This is a genomic window from Pseudochrobactrum sp. AO18b, from assembly GCF_000409565.1.
Classification (GTDB): domain Bacteria; phylum Pseudomonadota; class Alphaproteobacteria; order Rhizobiales; family Rhizobiaceae; genus Pseudochrobactrum; species Pseudochrobactrum saccharolyticum.
The window spans coordinates 1-19,693 of sequence record NZ_ANNO01000053.1; the positions used below are offsets into that span (position 1 = coordinate 1).

15 protein-coding genes are annotated in these 19,693 nt (G+C 52.1%); 8 read left to right on the top strand and 7 right to left on the bottom strand.

Annotated elements, in window-relative coordinates:
• Together A918_RS0102505 and A918_RS0102510 are read right to left on the bottom strand one after the other, a co-directional pair.
• Window positions 1-2,226 (bottom strand): OmpA family protein (locus tag A918_RS0102505; RefSeq protein ID WP_022709529.1); only part of this gene is annotated, 2,226 nt, incomplete at its 3' end.
• A 205-nt stretch (window positions 2,227-2,431) separates the two neighbouring features.
• A complete protein-coding gene (locus A918_RS0102510; protein WP_022709530.1) occupies window positions 2,432-3,763 on the bottom strand; it encodes a PLP-dependent aminotransferase family protein in 1,332 nt (443 codons plus the stop codon).
• Window positions 3,764-3,865: 102 nt separating this feature from the next.
• Between A918_RS0102510 and A918_RS0102515 the strand changes: the two genes are divergently transcribed.
• From A918_RS0102515 to A918_RS0102535, 5 genes are all read left to right on the top strand, one after another.
• Window positions 3,866-4,828 (top strand): nitrate ABC transporter substrate-binding protein, encoded by a 963-nt coding sequence (locus A918_RS0102515; RefSeq protein ID WP_022709531.1) that lies wholly within the window; start codon window positions 3,866-3,868, stop codon window positions 4,826-4,828.
• 132 nt (window positions 4,829-4,960) lie between these two features.
• A complete protein-coding gene (locus tag A918_RS0102520) occupies window positions 4,961-5,845 on the top strand; it encodes an ABC transporter substrate-binding protein (protein ID WP_022709532.1) in 885 nt (294 codons plus the stop codon).
• Window positions 5,842-6,762, top strand: a complete 921-nt coding sequence (locus A918_RS0102525; protein ID WP_022709533.1) for an amino acid ABC transporter permease — start codon at window positions 5,842-5,844, stop codon at window positions 6,760-6,762. Before A918_RS0102520 ends, A918_RS0102525 begins: the two co-directional genes overlap by 4 nt.
• Window positions 6,759-7,544: an ATP-binding cassette domain-containing protein gene (locus A918_RS0102530; RefSeq protein WP_022709534.1), complete on the top strand. Its 786-nt coding sequence runs from the start codon at window positions 6,759-6,761 to the stop codon at window positions 7,542-7,544. Before A918_RS0102525 ends, A918_RS0102530 begins: the two co-directional genes overlap by 4 nt.
• Window positions 7,545-7,678: 134 nt before the next feature.
• Window positions 7,679-8,872: a M20 aminoacylase family protein gene (locus A918_RS0102535; RefSeq protein ID WP_028233281.1), complete on the top strand. Its 1,194-nt coding sequence runs from the start codon at window positions 7,679-7,681 to the stop codon at window positions 8,870-8,872.
• A 163-nt stretch (window positions 8,873-9,035) separates the two neighbouring features.
• On the opposite strand, the gene A918_RS0102540 is transcribed toward A918_RS0102535, so the two are convergent.
• Window positions 9,036-9,626, bottom strand: a complete 591-nt coding sequence (locus A918_RS0102540; protein WP_022709536.1) for a 3'-5' exonuclease — start codon at window positions 9,624-9,626, stop codon at window positions 9,036-9,038.
• 89 nt (window positions 9,627-9,715) lie between these two features.
• Window positions 9,716-10,624 (bottom strand): LysR family transcriptional regulator, encoded by a 909-nt coding sequence (locus tag A918_RS0102545; RefSeq protein ID WP_022709537.1) that lies wholly within the window; start codon window positions 10,622-10,624, stop codon window positions 9,716-9,718.
• A 123-nt stretch (window positions 10,625-10,747) separates the two neighbouring features.
• Here A918_RS0102545 and A918_RS0102550 point away from each other — a divergent pair, with 123 nt between their 5' ends.
• The 3 genes from A918_RS0102550 to A918_RS0102560 all read left to right on the top strand — a co-directional run bounded on the left by A918_RS0102550 (window position 10,748) and on the right by A918_RS0102560 (window position 14,368).
• Entirely contained in the window at window positions 10,748-11,950 is a 1,203-nt protein-coding gene (locus A918_RS0102550; protein ID WP_022709538.1) for a M20 aminoacylase family protein, read from the top strand.
• Between the two features lie 27 nt (window positions 11,951-11,977).
• Entirely contained in the window at window positions 11,978-13,288 is a 1,311-nt protein-coding gene (locus A918_RS0102555; RefSeq protein WP_022709539.1) for an MFS transporter, read from the top strand.
• Window positions 13,289-13,435: 147 nt separating this feature from the next.
• Window positions 13,436-14,368: a glutaminase gene (locus A918_RS0102560; protein WP_022709540.1), complete on the top strand. Its 933-nt coding sequence runs from the start codon at window positions 13,436-13,438 to the stop codon at window positions 14,366-14,368.
• 45 nt (window positions 14,369-14,413) lie between these two features.
• Here the strand turns inward: A918_RS0102560 and A918_RS0102565 are convergent, their stop codons facing one another.
• From A918_RS0102565 to A918_RS0102575, 3 genes are all read right to left on the bottom strand, one after another.
• On the bottom strand, window positions 14,414-17,203 hold the full coding sequence (locus A918_RS0102565) for a hypothetical protein (RefSeq protein WP_156831372.1): 2,790 nt from the start codon (window positions 17,201-17,203) through the stop codon (window positions 14,414-14,416).
• 60 nt (window positions 17,204-17,263) lie between these two features.
• Complete coding sequence (locus A918_RS0102570; protein ID WP_022709542.1) at window positions 17,264-18,496, bottom strand: Gfo/Idh/MocA family protein; 1,233 nt, start codon at window positions 18,494-18,496, stop codon at window positions 17,264-17,266.
• Window positions 18,497-18,602: 106 nt separating this feature from the next.
• Window positions 18,603-19,693: ABC transporter substrate-binding protein (locus A918_RS0102575; RefSeq protein ID WP_022709543.1), on the bottom strand; the 1,091-nt coding region annotated here is incomplete at its 5' end.

Below are 19,693 nucleotides of genomic sequence, written 5' to 3' on the forward strand. Positions count from 1 at the left end.
GGCAGCTTGCGTGCGGATTTTCAGGAAGCGTTCGCCATATCCCTGCGTTACAAGGTTTTCTGCCGGAATGTCATAGACTTCTGTCAGCAGGCTGGCCACGGATTCCGCGCGCTGGTCGGACAGCACGAGATTTGAGCGGTCAGAGCCGATAGCGTCTGTGTGCCCTTCAATGAAGAAGGTTTCACCAGGGTCTTTGGCGAGCACTTTTTGCATTGCGCTTGCAACTTTGCGCAGGGTTTTGGCCTGCGACAGTGAAACCTCGGCACTGCCGGTGGCAAAGTGAATTGTATCCAGATCGATACGGCGCACCTTGTCACGCAGACGCGCTGAGTGACGGACTTCATCAATCGTGTAGACACGTTCAACCCGTTCTACAGGCGGCTGAGCAAGGAAGTCATAGAAGTCACGTTCCGGATCTGCAGCGACATCAATAATATAGTCACTGACAGGAATGGTCAGCCGCATCGGCGGCAGATCATATCCGACATCGAAGATCGCCGCACGCGGAGTGTCATCATATTCAGGTGCATAGATCATCAGATATTCATTGCCGTCACGGTCGATACGTGAGCGCTGCAGAATATCACCGTAACGGTCATAGATGGTTACGATCTCATAACCGCCGGGACGCACAATGGTTTCACGTAGGCGGCCGCGCGGCAATTCATCATAATAGGAACGCTCGGCATCACGACGCAGGCGGGGACGATCATCGCCACGGACGAAGATGCGGTCGCCCGTCTCCAGAATGATGCGGTTATCAACTTCCTCAACGACTTTCACATTGGTGATATTGTTGATTGTCGTGTTGTTAATAACGGTATTATTCACATCCGTATTATTGATGATATTTGTAGTGTCCGGAACCACAAAGGCTGGTGCATCTTTGATGCGCGTGCCTTCTTCTTTGAGATTGGCTTCAATCTGCTGCGGCAGGTTTTCAGAGATCGTGGCCGGAATTTCAACCTGAGCAGCGGCATCATTCACAGGCGGAGGCGTATTCTGCTCCTCGGCTGCACGCTGTTGCTCACGCTGTTTACGGCGCTCTTCTCTGGATTGGTTGCCGCCGAAATTATCCGCATCCTTATCACTGTCAAGAATGGCGGCTCCGTTTTCAACCGGCAGAACAATGGTTTCATCTGTGCTGGCAGGATCTTTGGCAATCTCCTGTTTTTGCTCAGGTGTACGCTCGTCAATAATTTCAGCTTTCGGTTCGGCAGGCTGGTTGTTCTCAGGCTGCTGAACTTCCTGCTCCGGCTGTGGTTGCGGCACCGGTTGATCCGGCTGTTTGGCCGGTTCAGCCTCTTGTTCCTGAGGCTTTTCATCCGTCACAGGCGGCAGAGGGGCAGGTTGCTCAGGTGTTGTCTGAGGGACAGGCTGTTCTTCCGGTTGCTTTACAGGCTCCTGTTCGGTTGGTGCAGGAGGTGTTTCTTCGGATGGAGCAGGCTGAGGCGCAGGCTCCGGTTTAAGGTCAGGCTTTGGTTCTGGCGCTGGCTTCGGCTCCGGGCTTTCCTGGGGCTTGGGTTGCTCTGCTGCCTCTTTGGCCTGCTTTTCTGCTTCTTCGTCTATAGCTTTTTGCTGGTCAGCATTTTTCTGCTGTTCCGCAGCGTCTTGCTGTGCCCGTTCTGCAGCCTGTTTTTGTTCTTCTGCCTGTCGGGCAGCCTCGTCCTGCGCTGCTTTTTGCTGCTCTTCAGCTACACGTTTTGCCTCTTCTTCGGCGGCACGCTGTTGTTCAGCGGCACGTTGCTGTTCTGCAGCCTGTCGTTCAGCTTCTTCCTGAGCGGCTTTCTGCTGCTGTTCGGCTGCGCGTTTTGCCTCTTCTTCAGCCGCGCGCTGTTGCTCGGCGGCACGTTGCTGTTCTGCGGCCTGTCGTTCAGCTTCTTCCTGAGCGGCTTTTTGCTGCTCTTCAGCTGCACGTCTGGCTTCTTCTTCGGCCGCACGCTGTTGCTCGGCGGCACGTTGCTGTTCTGCGGCCTGTCTCTCAGCTTCTTCCTGAGCAGCTCTTTGCTGCTCTTCAGCTGCCCGTCGCGCTTCCTCTTCGGCTGCGCGTTGTTGTTCTTCAGCCTGTTGCTGACGCAGCATCTGATCGTCAGCCGGCTGTTCGCTGTTTTCCTGTGCGAGGATGATCGGGGCTTCTGATGTGCCTGCCTGAACAGGCTGCATCATGATGGAAGCCGAGAATGCCGGAAAAACAACTGTTGCGAGCAGTTTAGAACGAAAACTCATAATCCCTCTCCTTAGAAAAGCAGAAATTGCATAGGTTGCATTTCGTCAATTCCCGATCGAAATAACACTTAATTGCCGGTGCTTATTATTTGCTGATTTATGGCAAATTTCGGCGATATGAGGAAATGGTTAGTTCACGTTTTATGAACCTTTGCTGAATGTCAGAGAGCAGAGGTTTTATGAGTATAGCGAAGTCCGGCCGGTGCTAAGCCGGTTTGCCGGCGAGAAATGCGGCACGCGCGACATCCTCCACCTGATGATCCTGTAATGTGCTGGTTGCGATACGCACTGCGGTCAGTGGCCGGACAGAGAATTTGGAACCCGGTGCGACAGCAATATTACGGGCAGCCAGTGTGATCATGGCAAATTGTTCGGATTCCACCGGCATCAGACAGCACAGACCATGATTGTCCGGAATTCTTTTGCCGTGAGCGGCCAATGCCTGCTGAAAATGGCTGGCACGCTGCCGGTAAATCCGCTTTGCCTGCTCCAGGCTGTGTTGCGTTGCCTCATCTTTGAGCAGCCATGCCACTGCCGATTGCAGAATACGGCTTGTCCAGCCGGAACTGAAGCTGCGATAAGACTGGATTTGTTCAACAAGACTGGCGGAGCCGGAGAGAACTGCCAGACGCAAATCAGGACCTAAAGTCTTGGAATAAGACAGAATATGGACCACCCGATCAGGAAAACGTGCGCCGAGTGTCTGCCGTGGAGCCATGGCAATATCGGCAACACCGTCATCTTCAATGATGAGTGTATCATGCCCTTCCAGAACATCACCCAATGCCATCAGCCGTTCTTTGCTCATGCAGTGGCTGGTCACGGAATGAACCCGTGGCTGAAACAGAAACGCGGCAGGTTTCTGTTCCAGAGCAGATGCCAGAGAAGAGGGGAGCGGGCCCTGATCGTCACAGGTGACCGGAATGATTTTAGCGCCGAAATCTTCAAGAATATCAAGAAGGCGCATGGCTGTCGGATCTTCAATGGCGATGGACGATCCGGGCGTTACAAGGGCATGAATAAGCGTATAAGTGGCATTATAGCCGCCATTGGTGGCCAGAAAGGCTTCCGGCTCATAAGGCCAGTCGCGGCGCACAGCCTCTTCAAGCTCAGGTAATATGCGCACACGCTGATAGCTGTTGAGACCCTCCGCCTGCGCACCATGGCGCAAAGCCTGTTCCAGTGATGGCAGTAAAGCTGTGTCCGGTATGGCCATTGAAAGGTCCAGCACATCATCGCTGTAATTGCCGAAGCTCATCAATCGTGCCGGTTTTGCTGCAAAATGATCGCCGCTGACCCATGTGCCGTTGCGGCCTTTGCCATTGATAATTTTGAGCTTACGCAATTCGCTCAAGGCCTCGGAGATGGTGGCGGGGCTGATCCCCAGAACATAAGCCAGATCGCGGATCGGCGGTAATTTAGTGCCGACCGGCAAAGCACCGCGTCTGATTAATCCTGCCATGTCGCGGGCAATGCCGCGCATTGTGCGGTCTTCAAGGTGGCGGGCAAACCACTCGCTGGAGAAATCAGGCACCATAACTATTTATCCGATTTAATGTTCAGTAACATAATAACGTTTGATCGGTTCAATTTGAACATTTAACTTCATTTGTACAGAGGAAATTTTGAGGGAATATTTATGCCGGTTAAATTGCGTATCGCTGTGCGTGACTGGGATTATCTGACACCGCTGGCTTTGGGCGATGTGCGTTCTGAAAAGCTTGATGTGATTGTAGATCGTGTGGGCACGCTGGTTTCTCATCCGGGAGAAGATGAGGCTCATGAAGCGTCCGAAATGTCATTCAGCCGTTACGTTTCTTTGCGTGATGAGGGCGATACCAGCATTACCGGCATTCCGAATTTCATCATGCGCGGTTTCCGTCATCGTTGCATCATCACCAGTACAGACAGCGGTATTACCGGTTTTGAACAGCTGAAAGACAAGAAAATCGGCGTCACCGGCTGGCGCGATTCCGGCAATACATGGACACGTGCGGCACTGCGCCGTCATGGCATCGGGGTTGAGGATGCCTATTGGTATGCAGGCCGCTTGACAGAAGCACATCCGGTTACAGATCGTCTGGACGGTTTTGGCCGTGCTGGCCGGATTGAAGCCATGCCGGGCGAGCAGCCGATGATGGATGCCCTGCGCGAAGGTGTGCTGGATGCGGTATTCACACCCTTTATGCCGGACGGTTATTTTGGCAAAAACTCCGGTTTCCGTCAGGTGCTGGCCGATTTCCGCAATGTGGAGCTGGCCTATTATAATGATGTCGGTTACGTGCCGGGCATGCATTTGATGGGTATCAAGCCGGAAATTCTGGCAGAACATCCGTGGGTGGCGCAGGAACTGAGCGATCTTCTGGATGAAAGCCAGCGTGTGTGGACAGCAAAGCGCCGCAAATATGCGGAAACCACACCATGGATGCTCGATGAATTGCTGAAATGCGCACAGGATTTGCCGGAAAACTGGAATGTCAGCGGTATCGCTGCCAATGAGGCGATGATCAATGATTTCGCTGAGGAATTGCATTTGCAGGGTATTTTGCAGCGCAAACTGAGCGTTGAAGAACTGTTTCCGTTTTATGCCAATAAGGCGTGATTGCGCCAGCCAAAGCGTATCCCGAAAAGTGCGAAGCGGTTTTCGGATAAGATACGCGTAAAAACAAACAGACAGAGCATTTCCTGTCATGGAAGATAAGCTGGAAATGCTCTGAACTATTGGGAGAGTGAGATGAAAAAAACTATACTGGCAGCTGCTGTATTTGGCAGCGTTTTTGCACAACAGGCTTTGGCCGAGGATGTGAAAATTCCGGAGCAGACATTGAATGAGGCGCTGCGCGCCCGTCTGCCGGAAGACATCATCAAGGCCGGTGTTATTAATGATGTGAATTCCGGTTCCTTCCCTCCTTACCAGATCATCAATGGTAAGGACGTGAACGGCGCTGCGACGGACATGACCGATGCACTCGGTCAGCTGCTCGGTATTAAAATCACCCATTCGACAGTCAGCGGTCTGCCATCGGTTCTGAGCGGTATTTCTGCCGGACGTTACCAGCTTGGCTTTGGGCCGAACGGTGACTTCCCGTCCCGTCAGGGCGCCAATGATTTTGTCGACTGGGTGCGTGAATATGTGGTTTTCGCTGTAAAGCACGGCAATCCGGAAGGCATCACATCGCTGGATACAGCCTGCGGCAAACGCATTGCTGTAATGGCAGGCGGCTCGGCTGAAAAAGTGATCAAGGAGCAGAATGAGAAATGCACCGCGGACGGCAAGCCGATTGAAGTGCAGTCTTATAATGACCAGCCAAGCTCCATTCTGGCTGTGCGCTCAAACCGCGCCGATGCGTTCTTCTCATCACAGGCACCTCTGACCTATTTTGTTCAGCAGTCCAATGGCCAGCTGGAACTGGCTGCAACCGGCCAGAAAAACGGCTTTGATGACCTGTATCAGGGCGCAGTTCTGCCAAAAGACTCCCCGCTGAGCGAAGTATTCCGTGACGGTATCCAGATGCTGATCGACAACGGCACCTATGCCATGATCATGAAAAAATGGGGTCTGGAAAAGAACATGATTGATAAAGCCGGTATCAATCTCGCCGGAAAGACCGCGCAATGAGTGAGTTGCGTGGTTCAGGCGCAGCCGTGGGTGATGTCGAACGTTTCGACGTCGCCCGTGCGCGCGCACCCTTTCCGCTGAAACGTGTGATCCTGTGGGCTGTTGTTCTTGGTGTGGCATTGGATTTCGGTATTATTGTCGCCAATAATCCGAATTTCGGCTGGCCGGTCGTTGCCGCTTATTTCTTTGATTCCACGGTGATGGAAGGGCTGTATATCACCCTCAGCCTGACCGTTGTGGCGATGATTATCGGTGTTGCACTTGGCCTTATTCTGGCAATTGCCCGCATGTCGCAGGACAGGCTGGCAAGCTCGCTGTCCAATCTGTTCATCTGGTTCTTCCGCGGTACGCCGCTGCTGGTGCAGTTGATCTTTTGGTACAATCTTTCAACATTGTTTCCGAAAATCTCGCTGGCTATCCCGTTCGGCCCGACACTTGTCAGCTGGAATACCAACGACCTCATCACACCGCTGACCGCTGCGATTGTTGGTCTGGCGCTGAATGAAGCAGCCTATATGGCGGAGATTATCCGTGGCGGCCTGTTGTCTGTTGATAAAGGACAGGGCGAAACCGCAGCCGCTTTTGGTATGACACGGGCACGCGCATTGCGCCGTATCATTATCCCGCAGGCCATGCGTTCTATCGTGCCGCCGACAGGGAACCAGCTGATCAGTATGATTAAAGCGACATCACTTGTCAGTGTTATCGCCATGGCTGATCTGCTTTATTCCGTTCAGTCGATCTATAACCGCACATTCGAGGTTATCCCGATGCTGCTGGTGGCGGTTGTATGGTATTTGCTGATCACTTCCGTGCTGAATATCGGACAGAGTGCGATTGAACGTCATTACAATCGTGGTGAACGCGGTGATGCGGTCAAAGACGAAGCGCCGGTTCAGATACAGGAGAATGCATGATGGATAAGACCGCCAATATGCAAAAACCTCTTGTTCATGCTCATAATGTGCACAAGGCGTTTCACGGTATTGAAGTGCTGCGCGGCATTGATCTGGAAGTGCGCTCCGGTGAGGTTGTGGTTATCCTCGGGCCTTCCGGCTCGGGCAAATCCACCTTCCTGCGTTGCATCAACCGGCTTGAAACCATCGACAAAGGTTCGATTTTTGTCGATGAGCAGCAGATCGGTTATAAGTATAAAAATGACCGCCTGCTGCCATTGTCAGACCGTGCTATCGCCAAACAGCGCAGCCAGATCGGTATGGTGTTCCAGCAGTTTAACCTCTATCCGCATATGACTGTTTTGCAGAATGTGATTGAGGCGCCGGTCGGTGTTCATGGCCGCAGCAAAAGCGAGGCTATTGAGACGGCAAAAGACCTGCTGTCGAAAGTCGGTATGTCACATAAGATCAATGCCTATCCGCGCCAGCTTTCCGGCGGGCAGCAACAGCGCGTGGCAATTGCCCGTGCACTGGCTGTGAAGCCGAAACTCATCCTGTTTGATGAGCCGACTTCCGCGCTTGATCCGGAACTGGTGGGTGAGGTGCTGACAACCATGCGCAGTCTCGCCGATCAGGGGCAGACGATGATCGTGGTCACCCACGAAATCGGCTTTGCCCGTGAAGCCGCAGACCGTGTGATCTTCATGGATGGCGGCAAGGTGGTTGAAGAGGGCACACCGGAAGAGGTGATCGAAAATCCTCAGCATCCGCGTACCCGCAGCTTCCTCAGCCGTTTTATCTGATAAAAAACAACACGCCGGAGACAAAACCGGCGTGTTTTGTATATATGATACAGTAGTTTGAGTCTCTGACCGCAATGCAGCATGCCTGCCGATAAATATTACAGGAGATCCCGTTATGAGGACGGGAGATGACCATGACACAGTCCGATAATTTCGCCCGTATCGCCGATCTTGAACCACGCCGCAGCGCATTGGAAGAAATCCGCCATCATCTTCATGCCAATCCTGAATTGTCTTTCGAAGAAGAAAAGACCGCAGCCTATGTCGCGGAAAAGCTGGAAGGCTGGGGCTATGACGTTACCCGCAATGTCGGCGGTCACGGTGTTGTCGGCCGGCTGACTGTCGGTACCGGCGGTCGCAGTGTTGCGATCCGTGCCGATATGGATGCGCTGCCAATTCTGGAGAAAACCGGCCTGCCTTATGCAAGTACAGTGGCCGGTAAAATGCATGCCTGCGGTCATGACGGCCATACAACCATGCTGCTTGGCGCGGCTGAACATTTGGCACGGACAAAGAATTTCAACGGCACTGTCACACTGGTATTCCAGCCGGCAGAAGAAGCCGGTGAAATCAGCGGTGCACAGGCAATGATCGCGGATGGTCTGTTCGAGCGCTTCCCGTGCGATGCGATTTTCGGCCTGCACAATCATCCGGGTGCGCCGGAAGGTACTATTCTCACCCGTTCCGGCCCGATGATGGCCGCGGCTGATACGGCTTATATTAAAGTCATCGGCAAAGGCGGTCACGCCTCCCGCCCGCATCTGACCGTTGATCCGGTGATGGTCGCCTGCAGTCTGGTGATGGCTTTGCAAACTGTGGTTGCCCGCAATGTCGATCCGACTGAAACAGCGGTGATCACTGTCGGCACTATTCACGGCGGCGAAGCATCCAATGTTATTCCTGATGATGTTGATCTGGCTGTGAGCATCCGCTCTTTCTCACCGGTTGTACGTGAGTTGTTGCAAAAGCGCGTTTGCGAACTGACTGAGCAGCATGTGGCAGCCTATGGCGCGACAGCTGAGATCAAATATGAACTGGGTTATCCGGTGGTGGTCAATTCCGATGCGGAAACCGCTTTTGCGACGGAAGTTGCGCGTGAGCTGATCGGTGATGCCAAGGTTTCAACCTGTCCGTTGATCCCGGGCAGCGAGGATTTCTCTTATTTCCTCCAGCACAAGCCGGGCAGTTTCCTGCGTCTTGGCAATGGTGTGGATTCAGCCGTGCTGCATAATCCGAAATATAACTTCAATGATGCAAATCTGCCGGTTGGTTCTGCCCTCTGGGCACGACTGGCTGAACGTTATCTGGCTGCCGGTGGTAATAGCTAAAGCATGTCTCCCAAAAGTGGGCACTGGTTTTGGGATAAAGACATGCGTTAAAACAAAGAAATAGAGCGGGTGCAGTGGGTCAGATTACATGCAGCACGCTCTTGTGAAACGTATCTGAGAGATAAAAAGGTGGTTCGCCACCTTTTTATCTGCACTCCTATTATTATTTCCTGCGGCTGGTGCAGGCCTCATATCCGTTGGCAAAGAGACGACCGGGGCGCATTCCGATCATGCGCGGCACCTCTGCCAATGTGGTAGCGCCCACAGAATGCGCCATAGCGATTGTTGCCTGAGCACAGATCGCAGCATCTTCCGCAGCATTATGATGATGAAAGCTCAGGCCAAGATAATCAGCCAGAATATTCAGCTTGTGTGACGGCAATTGCGGCCAGACTTTTTGTGCCATTTTGACGGAACACAGATACTGAAATTCAGGATAGTTCTGCCGGTATAAATCCAGAGATGCACGCCAGACACTGAAATCAAAAGCAGCATTATGAGCAATCATTGTTGCTCCCGTAAAATCATCGGCGAATTCATCCATCACTTCCGGAAACTCTCCGGCATTTTCCACATGTTCCGGACGAATGCCGTGGATGGCAATGTTGAAAGAGGAAAAACGCATATCTTTCGGGCGAATGAAGCGTTCTTCGACGCGCACGACCTGATCATTTTCAATCCATGCCAGACCAACAGAACAGGCGCTACCGCGTTGTTCATTGGCAGTTTCAAAATCAATTGCAATGGTTTTCACGGGATGCTCCGGCACTGTCTGTATGTGTTGTTACTGGAGAATAATAAGCGCATGGTCAAGAACCGGAGCTGCTGATGGTGGTAAAGCCGTCAGATCGCGCTCCATTCTTCCATTCTCTCGCGAATGAGATTGCGCAGAATGGGGAACATCGGCGGCTGTGAACGACCGGACAGGCGAATGATGGCGAATTGCGACGTGTCTGAAACCGGACGCACAGGAACTTCCACCAATTGTCCTGATGTTATCAGCTCATGTGCCGGTGCGATAACGCCGTAATAAATGGTCTGACTGCTCAATGTGGTCTGAAGCAACCCGTCAATCGCATCGGAGTGGAAGGTGACACTCTCATCCGGATGGGCTTCCGGCCCGTAAATCGCGACCATATTGCGTATCTGCTCCGGCGCGAGAATGGTGGTTGCCAGCGGCCATGGCCGTAAGTCTGAAAACTTCACTCGTTGATTTTGCAGTATGGGGTGCCCCTGGCTGACCAGAAAACCTGTGCGCAATGCCGGCAGCATTTCAATATGCAGGTCTGCGGTTATCGTTACGCCTCTGATCTCCACGACCAGCATGTCCAGTGTCCTCTCCCGCAATGCCTGTACCTGCAGCGGAATGGAACCGCGCATCAGCAGAATATGCAAAGACGGATTGGTGGTGGAAAACCGGCTCAGAAGCGGCGCTGTGAGCAGGGCGCTAGGTGTTGATCCAAGCCCGATCCTGATCCTTCCCGCACTGCCTTCATGCTGTTGTTTGACCACACGATGGAGTTCTTCTGTTTCGAACAATACGCGGCGTGCATGGTCGAGCACTACATTGCCAAAAGCCGTGACTTCACAGCGCTTGCCGATTCTATCAACCAGCTTCATCCCCAGCTCGGCTTCCAGTTGCGCAATGCTGCGCGACAGTGCCGGTTGGGTGAGATGCGCATGTTCCGCTGCCCGTGTGAAAGAGCCTTTCTCAGCAAGCGCAATAAAATGTCGTAATTGCTGAATGTTCATGAAACTTTCCTAAATTGGTATGCGTATTATGCATGGTTATCAAATTTACTATGCATTGGACAAATGAAAATGCACCTCGTAGCTAACATTGGTAATGGTTTCTAAGTTTAGGAGGGTGGAGTCATGAAAAACATCAGAACGCTGATTGAGCGCGATGTTGAGGAGTTTGTTGCGTTGAGGCGTGATCTGCACCAGCACCCTGAACTGGCATTTAACGAAATCAGAACCGGTGGCATTGTCGCTGATCTGCTGGAAAAATGGGGCTATAAGGTTGAGCGCAATATAGGCACGACCGGTATTGTCGGCCAGTTGCGCAGCGGTGACGGCTCAGCGGCCATTGGTCTGCGTGCGGATATGGATGCGCTGCCGATTTTAGAAGCAACCGGTCTGCCTTATGCCAGCGTCAATAGTGGTGTGATGCATGCCTGCGGACATGACGGTCACACAACAATGTTACTCGCTGCTGCAAAAGCGCTGGCCGAGCGCCGCAATTTCAACGGTACTGTGAATCTGATCTTCCAGCCTGCTGAAGAATATGGTCGCCCTGATAGCGGTGCAGCCCGTATGGTTGCTGATGGCTTGTTTGAAAAGTTCCCGTGCGATGCCGTTTTCGGTATCCACAATATGCCGGGATCGCCGCAAGGGCAGCTGCAATTTTATGATGGTGCAATGATGGCATCGTCCGACAGTGTTTCCATCAAGATCACCGGTCGTGGCGGTCATGGTGCGCAGCCGCACACAACTGCCGATCCGATTGTTGCAACCGCTGCCATCGTTGTGGCCTTGCAGACTGTAGTTGCCCGCAATATTAATCCGCTGGATGCGGCTGTTGTTACTGTCGGTGTTATGCAGGCAGGTATGGCGAATAATGTTATTCCTGAGACTGCACAGATCGAACTGACAGTGCGCTGTTTCAAGCCGGAAGTCCGCGATCTGCTTGAAGACCGTATTCGTGATCTGGTCGCCACGCAGGCACAGAGTTTCGGCGTTAAAGCCGATATTGATTATGTTCGCGGCTATCCTGCCTTGCAGAATTCCACTGAAGAAACTGAGTTTGCACGTGAGGTCGGTCAACGCTTTGCCGCTGAAGGTAATTTTGTTGCCCAGACCACCCCGATGACCGGCAGTGAAGATTTCGCCTTCATGCTCGAAAAACGTCCGGGTTCTTATATTTTCCTCGGAAACGGCGATCAGCCGGGCCCTGTGAGCCGTGCGCTGCATAATGACGGCTTCGATTTTAATGACGCGAATATCGTTGAGGGAGCCGCCTATTGGGTGGCCTTGACGGAGGAATTTCTGAACGGCACCACAGGCCGTAAAGACTAAAACTATTATATCTGTTGGAGGATAACCATGAGCGCTTCTGTTATGCACGCGCCGCATACGGCTTCGGACGATCTGTCCGGCCAGTCTGAAAAACCCCCGGTCAAGGCAATTGCTGCGGCCGTTGCCGGTAACGCTCTCGAATTTTACGATTTTATCGTCTATTCGTTTTTCGCGGTTTATATCGGGCAGACATTCTTCCCGCTCGGCAGTGAAACAGCAAGCCTTCTGGCCTCGGTTGCGGTTTTCGGTGTGGGCTTTTTCACCCGTCCGCTTGGCGGCGTTCTGATTGGTGCTTTCGCGGATAAGGCAGGGCGCCGTGCTGCAATGATCCTGACTGTGACGCTGATTACTGTCGGTACATTGGGTCTGGCTGCAACGCCGAGCTATGAAACGATTGGCATTGCCGCGCCGATTATCGTTTTGCTGTGCCGCCTGTTGCAGGGGCTGGCACTTGGCGGTGAAGTCGGACCGGCATCGGCTATGCTTATTGAAGCTGCACCGCGTGACAAGCGCGGCCTTTATGCCAGCTGGCAGATTGCCAGTCAGGGTATCGCCGTTGTTGCCGGTGGTCTGATGGGCGTGCTGGTGTCATGGTATCTGCCGCATGAAGATCTGGTGTCATGGGGTTGGCGTATTCCGTTCCTCGTCTCGCTGGCACTTATTCCGATCGCGCTTTATATCCGCCGCGCTTTGCCGGAAACTCTGGAAAAGCCGAGCGATAAAACCGGCACGCAGATTGTGACTTCGGTTTTCTCCGATCACACACGTTTTCTGGTGCTGGGTATTCTGGTGATGATCTCGACCACCGTGTCGACACAGGTAGGTAACTATATGACCACCTATGCCATTCAGACCCTGAAACTGCCGGCAACACTTGCGCAGGCCGGTACAGTGCTCGGCGGTACGATGACATTCATTTTCGCCCTCGTTGCCGGTTATCTTGCTGATAAATACGGCCGTAAAGGCGTGATGATCTGGCCTCGTATCGTGCTGATGATCGTTATTATTCCGCTGTTCTTCTGGCTGTCGGAATCTAAAGATGCGACTGTGCTGCTGATTGTAACCGCTGCGATTACACTGCTCACCTCGATGACAGGTGCTGCAAGCCTTGTGGCAATCCCTGAGATGATGCCGATTGCTCTGCGTGCCACCGGCGTTTCCCTGATCTATGCGATCGGTGCGACATTGTTTGGCGGTACCACACAGTTTATTATCACATGGCTGATCGGCATTTTTGGTGCTGTGGCACCGGCTTATTATGTGGTTGCAACCAGTGTGATTTCGCTTGTGGCAATGTTTATGATGCCGGAAACCCGCAATTTTGACGTTAAACGTTAAAAGATCGCGCATTTGAGAATGGACAGACTGGCTGGCATTGTTTAGCCATTCTGGCTCACAAGCAGGCGGTGATGCGGTGTAAACCGGTCACCGCTGCTTTCATGACTGTTGGTTACGCAATAGCGGTATCTCAAAGGTGTAAAATAGTTGAAACAGCGTTTGCGTGCCGTACTCGATGAAATCGAGGCTGAAATCAAAGATACCGGTATCCGTGGCAAAGTCGCTGATTATATTCCGCCTCTTGCACAGGTTGATCCCGCGAAATTCGGCATATCCATTATGCTTCATGACGGCACATTGATTTCTGCAGGTGACGCTCAGGAAAAATTCTCTATCCAAAGTATTTCCAAAGTGTTTGCTCTGGCGCTGGCTCTGGGCAAAAGAGGGGATGGCATTTGGCAGCGTGTCGGCCGCGAGCCTTCGGGCGATCCTTTTAACTCCAGTGTCTTGCTTGAGCTGGAAAAAGGACTGCCGCGCAACCCGTTCATCAATGCCGGTGCCATTGTTGTCTCGGATATTTTGCTGAGCTCGCATCAGCCGCGTGAAACGATCGGCGAGATTGTACGTTTTGTGCAATCCATCGCTGAAGACGACGATATTTATATTGATGAAGTGGTGGCAAAAGCAGAAGACCGTACCGGCTTCAATAATGCGGCGCTGGCCAATTTATTGAAAGCTAATAAAAATCTCGACAATCTGCCGCCTCATGTACTGGGCGTGTATCACCACCAATGTGCCTTGGCGATGTCCTGTGAGCAGCTGGCGCGGGCAGGGCTGTTTCTTTCTGCATCCGGCCGCAATCCTGTCAGTAATCACCGTATTGTCTGTGTGGAACGTGCCTTGCGTATCAATGCGCTGATGATGACCTGTGGTCACTATGACGGCTCCGGCGACTTTGCATTCCGTGTCGGCGTGCCAGCCAAAAGCGGTGTCGGTGGCGGTATTCTCGCTATCGTTCCCGGTATTTCATCCATTGCTGTGTGGTCGCCGGGGCTGAACCAGCACGGCAACTCGCTGCTTGGCACACGCGCTTTGGAAATCCTGTGCCGCCGTATGGGCTGGTCTGTGTTCGGGAGCTGAAGCGGTGTTCTCTGTGAAGTTTACCTCGGGCAAAAACGAAAACCCTCATTCCTGAAGGGGACTGACACAGAAGCTTCGTTTTGAAACCGGATTGCGCCAGCATTTTGTTGCATCGACATGGCGAAGTCCGGCTGTTGTTACCTCGTTGAGTAACCACGTACCATCTCTTTGATAGACGACGCTGCGGTCACCATCGGGCCATACATAGACTCCGAGCCTGATCTGACGGCGCTCTTCTTTGAGTTGACCGGCAGCTTGATAAAATGAAAATTCACGGCATATCTTGTCGGAATAGACAGACCCACGGTCATCCTCAACGCGGCACTGCACGCGGTTATGGGAATATAGTCCCTTGCTCCAGTCGGTCAGCAATTTCCGGTTTGCCTGACAAGCCTGCTCAATATTGTCCATGCAGCCCATGTCATAGGCTCTGGAAGCTTCTGATATCATGTCACCTGAGTTTTGCAAATTTTCAGGTGTTACAGAGGCTGCGCTGTCAGGGTTATCATGTGCCTCCAGCAACATATTTCCGTATTTGAGGCAGGCCTCGCCATCTGTCGTCTTCACGTAAGGATGAAAACATCCGTTCCGATAGGCTATAGCGGCTTTTTGTAAATCTGCTTCTGTACCAAGTCCTGAGGTATAGATATTTCCTGCCAGTTTGCATGCATAAGGTGACAGCCCCAAATCTGCAGAATTACAGGCAAATTCCGACCATTGCAGTGCATCGGCATAGCGGGTCTTCTGACTTAATGCGAATTTGGCCGCATCATAGCAAATACGCACATCCGCAAGTTTTTCGCTGGCGTGAGTAGCCTGATATCCGCACGCTTTGGTGTAGACATCCATCGCGGCGTTAACTTCACCGGCGGAATCCAGAGCATTCGCCAGTGAGAGGCAAGTACTGGCAGGGTTGTCATCAAAGCGACAACCGGTACGCAGCACGGACAACAGAGTGACGTTTTTGTCCTCTTCAGGTGACTGATTTATCTCCGGATTATTTTGCGCTTTTGTAGCTATAAGCGATGCTAATGTCTGACAGCCATTGATATTTTCATTATTACACGCATTCGCCAGCATCGTTTCAATACTGTGTACCTGATCCGTGCTTTCCAGAGAAGCATAGGCAGATATCGCAGAGCTGCACGCCTGCGGACCGTTGGACGTTTTGTCTGTCATGCATGTCATAACAAGCGTATCGTAGAGTGTGCGCTGGGCAGGTTTTGCCGTTTCGAGATTTGGATCAAGCGCAACACTAAGACTGTCACAAATGCTGTCCTTGTCAGACTGTCCGGCACACAACTTAGTTGCTCTGGCAGCTGCTATATTCCGGTCTTCAGCAGACCAGTGATCAGCTAGTTTGGTTTGTACTGCACAGGCCGCCGGATCTCCCGCGATACAGCCGCGTTCAAGCAAACCTTTTGCTTTTGCAATTCTTGTATCCGTGAGTGGCGGCGTTTTGTTTGCCTGCAGAAAATCTCGATATTTATAATAAGCAGGTTTACAGTGCACACTATTGGGTTGTGGCGGGCCGGGCGTACAAATTTCTTCGGTCAATGATCCGAGTGAATAATTCTCGTCGGCTGTTGCAGATGTATATTCACCACGGGCTTGCACGACATATCCGAAGGCATCAGGAACTTCTTCACAAGCCCATGCAATACCGGATCTGCATGCTGTGAGTTTCGCGGTAAAGTTTGATGCGGCCTCTGCAAGCGTAGGCTTTGTATAAGTTGCGGTGCCGCGGGCAAGCAGAATGCAGCTCACAGCCTGACGTGCGTCGCAGCCCGGCTTGGCAAGTTCAGGCAGTACAAGATCTTCAGCATTGCCGGTGCCGCCCTCGACCGCGCGAAACTGCGCATTCTCCAATGTATTGTCTGAGCGGTTGATCGCCAGCTGACAGCCGCGTATGTCTCCCCCCATACAGCCCATCAGAGCGTAATGTGTAACCTTTGCGGGTAAAGTGCCGTCCGGATCTTCTATATTGTAGATCGCTTCAGCATAACGGCTGCAGGCTTCGTTCAAACCCAGATCGCAGGCTTTCTTAAGATCAGTCGCATTTCCTGCCTGTCCCATCAAATTGCGGGCGGCGGCAAGACGTTCAGAGGCGGATGCAAAATTTCCGTATTCTCCGTCTGAAAATTCCTTTTCATTTTTTACTAATGCTTCAATGAATTCGGTTCCAGTTGAGCATTCGCTGTTTTCAGGAAGATTACTGGCGCGCCCCATAATATTCCCGCTCGCCCGAATATTCAGCAGGCCAAGAGAAAGCGCATATTGACCGTCAGCCAATCGGTAAGCGGCCATGGACGGGCGATATTCTTTCAGAGCAACCGCTTGCTTGTTTAAAGCTGTTAGCGTGTCTGTTTTAACCGCGATCAGATGACAGGTATTAGGAGGAGCCAGAAAATTGTGCCCGCCGTCAGAACGTTTAGTGAAACCGCAAAAATTACTGATTTTTTCTACAGGCACAAAACCTGTCGCACGTTGCAGGCCTGTTCCTGTTGTATAGTCGACTGCAAAATAGGGCAGATTATCTGCCCCGAAGGTGACGTCCTTTATCCGAACCTCTTCGCCTGATTTTAGCATACGGGCAGGGGATTTTCCCGGAGCAGTCATCACGGGTGTGGCTTCGCATACGTGTCTGGTACTCAGTTCCTGATAGGGAGGTAAATTTTGGGATAGAGCAGAATGAGTTATTGTGAAAACCGACAGTAACAGCACCGATAAGCGCACAGCTTCTTTTTTGATCCGGCTGATACTGATCACTCTGCAAATCATCATGCTTTCTCCGCAATAATTCCGCACGATACAATGCCGGAATACATGCTTCATGTAACATAGATAATTATGATCTGAATTTATTATCCTCGCGCGATCAAGCACATGCGGAGTTCACAACTCAATGACCTGTTTGCTCACTCTGGCCTGTTCTGCAGTCAGCGCCATCAGATGACTTGTGACTGATTTTTGAGCAGCGGTTCTGATTTCATGTCCATAAGGAGCACGTAGCGCAGTGGCGAAATCTTCCATCAATCGCAGATCGCCGCCCATATGATCACCGGCAAGTGTTTCAATCTGAATTGTGATATCCGGCCGGTCATCAAAGAATTTAATCACCAGACAGCCGTCTTCAAAACAGCCGGTCAGTTCTCCCTCGCTGCCGCCGATATGAATATGGCGTTCGGTGCGCTTGTTGAAGGCATGAACTTCAAAACTGGCTGTAATATTATTGGTAAATTCAATACCGACAATCTGCCGGTCAACTACCGTATTGTCACTGTGATAAACGCAGCGGCCATAAGGCCCGTTACGGATCGCCTTTGTGCGTGCCTCAAGACTGGTGTCAACGGAAATCATCGATACCGGCCAGCCGGTATGGTCTCCCAGATAAATCCGGCGTGCGGAATAGGGGCATGTCATTTCCACCAGACAGCCATCGAGACAACGTTCCGCAGCGCCTTGCGGGGCGTTCTCCGGAGTAAATTGTTTCAGGCTGCCGAAACTGGAAATACGTAAAGGCGTTTCATCCGTCAGCCAGTGCAGAATATCCATATCATGGCTGCATTTCGCCAGTATCAGTGGACTGCCGTCTTCTAAGCGCCGGAAATTGCCGCGCACATAACTATGCGAATGATGATGATAACCGATATTTTCGGAAGCACGAATACTTTGCACTGTCCCGAAAATCCGGTTCTCAATCAGCTCTTTGATTTTGGCAAAAAACGGTGTGTAGCGCAGCACATGGCAGATCATCAGAAAACGCTGGTTACGATCGGCGGCTTCCGCCATGCGCTGACAGGCTTCAACCGTGGAAGCCATCGGCTTTTCCAGCAGCACATTGAATTTGCGCTCAAGAGCGGCAACGGCAACAGCTTCATGATCCTTGTCGAGATTAGCGACGACAACTGCATCAATGTTTTTGAGCGCGTTGAGCATGGTGATACTGTCTGAAAAGCAGTTTTCCGGTGCAATGCCATGCTTGCTGGCAAATGCAGCAACCGCATCCGGTCTGATATCGCAGACGGCGGCAAATTTCATAAGATGCGGGTTTTTCAGCGCGATATCGCCATAGGCATTGCCGCGATAACCGGCACCGATAAGAGCAACCTGCGGGATCTGTGTCATAATGCTATCCGCTTTAACCGGAAAAAATGCAGAGCTTTAGAGCGCTGTATATCGAATAGACACACAAGGCTGCAGGCTCCGCAGTCTGGGGGTGAAGGTGTAATGGTTATGATTTGCGTGCGCCGACCAGCTCATCCCACTTGCGGAAAGCCTGCACCATTTTTTCCGGTTTCAGCGGCAGCTCAATCGGATTATTGGCAATCAGGTCATCATATTCAGGACGTCCGAATTGCTTGATAATATCCTGACTATGCTGCGGTGCCATGGATAGCGGCACATTTTTCACCGCAGGTCCCGGATAGAGCGAGCCTTCATTATAGGCAAAGGCCTGTGCTTCCGGTGTGAGCAGGAAGGCCATAATATCCAGCGTCACCGCCAGAACATCCTCTTTCACGCCTTTCGGAATGCACATGAAGAAGGCATCAGAAACCCAGTGGAAACCTTTCAGTGTGGAGATTTTGGCTGTTTCCGGCACAATGCCGACTGCGCGCGGATTAATGTCCCAGCCGGTGGTGGTCACGATAATATCGCGTGAACCTTCGCCGAATTCTTTCATCGTTGCGCCGGTACCCGCCGGATAATAATCAATATAATCGCCGAGTTCCGCGAGATAGTTCCATGTCTTCTCCCAGCCGTTGATCGGATCGGTCGGGTCTTTATCACCGAGAATATAAGGCAGCCCCATCATGAAGGTGCGGGCAGGGCCTGAATTTGTCGGACGGGCATAGAGGAAACGTCCCGGATTTTCTTTTGCCCAGGCCAGCAGTTCTTCAGCGCTTTCCGGTGCTTTTGCCACACGCTCCGGTGCATATTCGAGCAGGGGCCCCGAAGGGTAATAGGTGACAACCACACCGTAACCGGCACCCTGAATTTTATGCAGGTTCAGGGCTGCAGGCTCGTAATTGGCCTCAATATCAGGGAAAGTTTCGTTAAATTCCGGCAGGATTTGCATCCATGTATCTTCTACCAGACCGGCTGCCAGTCCGTCACTGCCGGTCAGCACAAGATCAATATCAACGCGGTTACTCTTTTGCTGCACTTTGAGTTTACCGGCGAGCTCCGTCACCGGTGCTTTCAGGAACACAATACGGGAAACCTTATCCGGATTGCGCTCGGCATAAAGTTCAAGCGCAGGCTGTACGAGCGACAAAGCCCCGCCGACATCCATCAGCTTCACTTCGACCGGTTTGGCAGGCC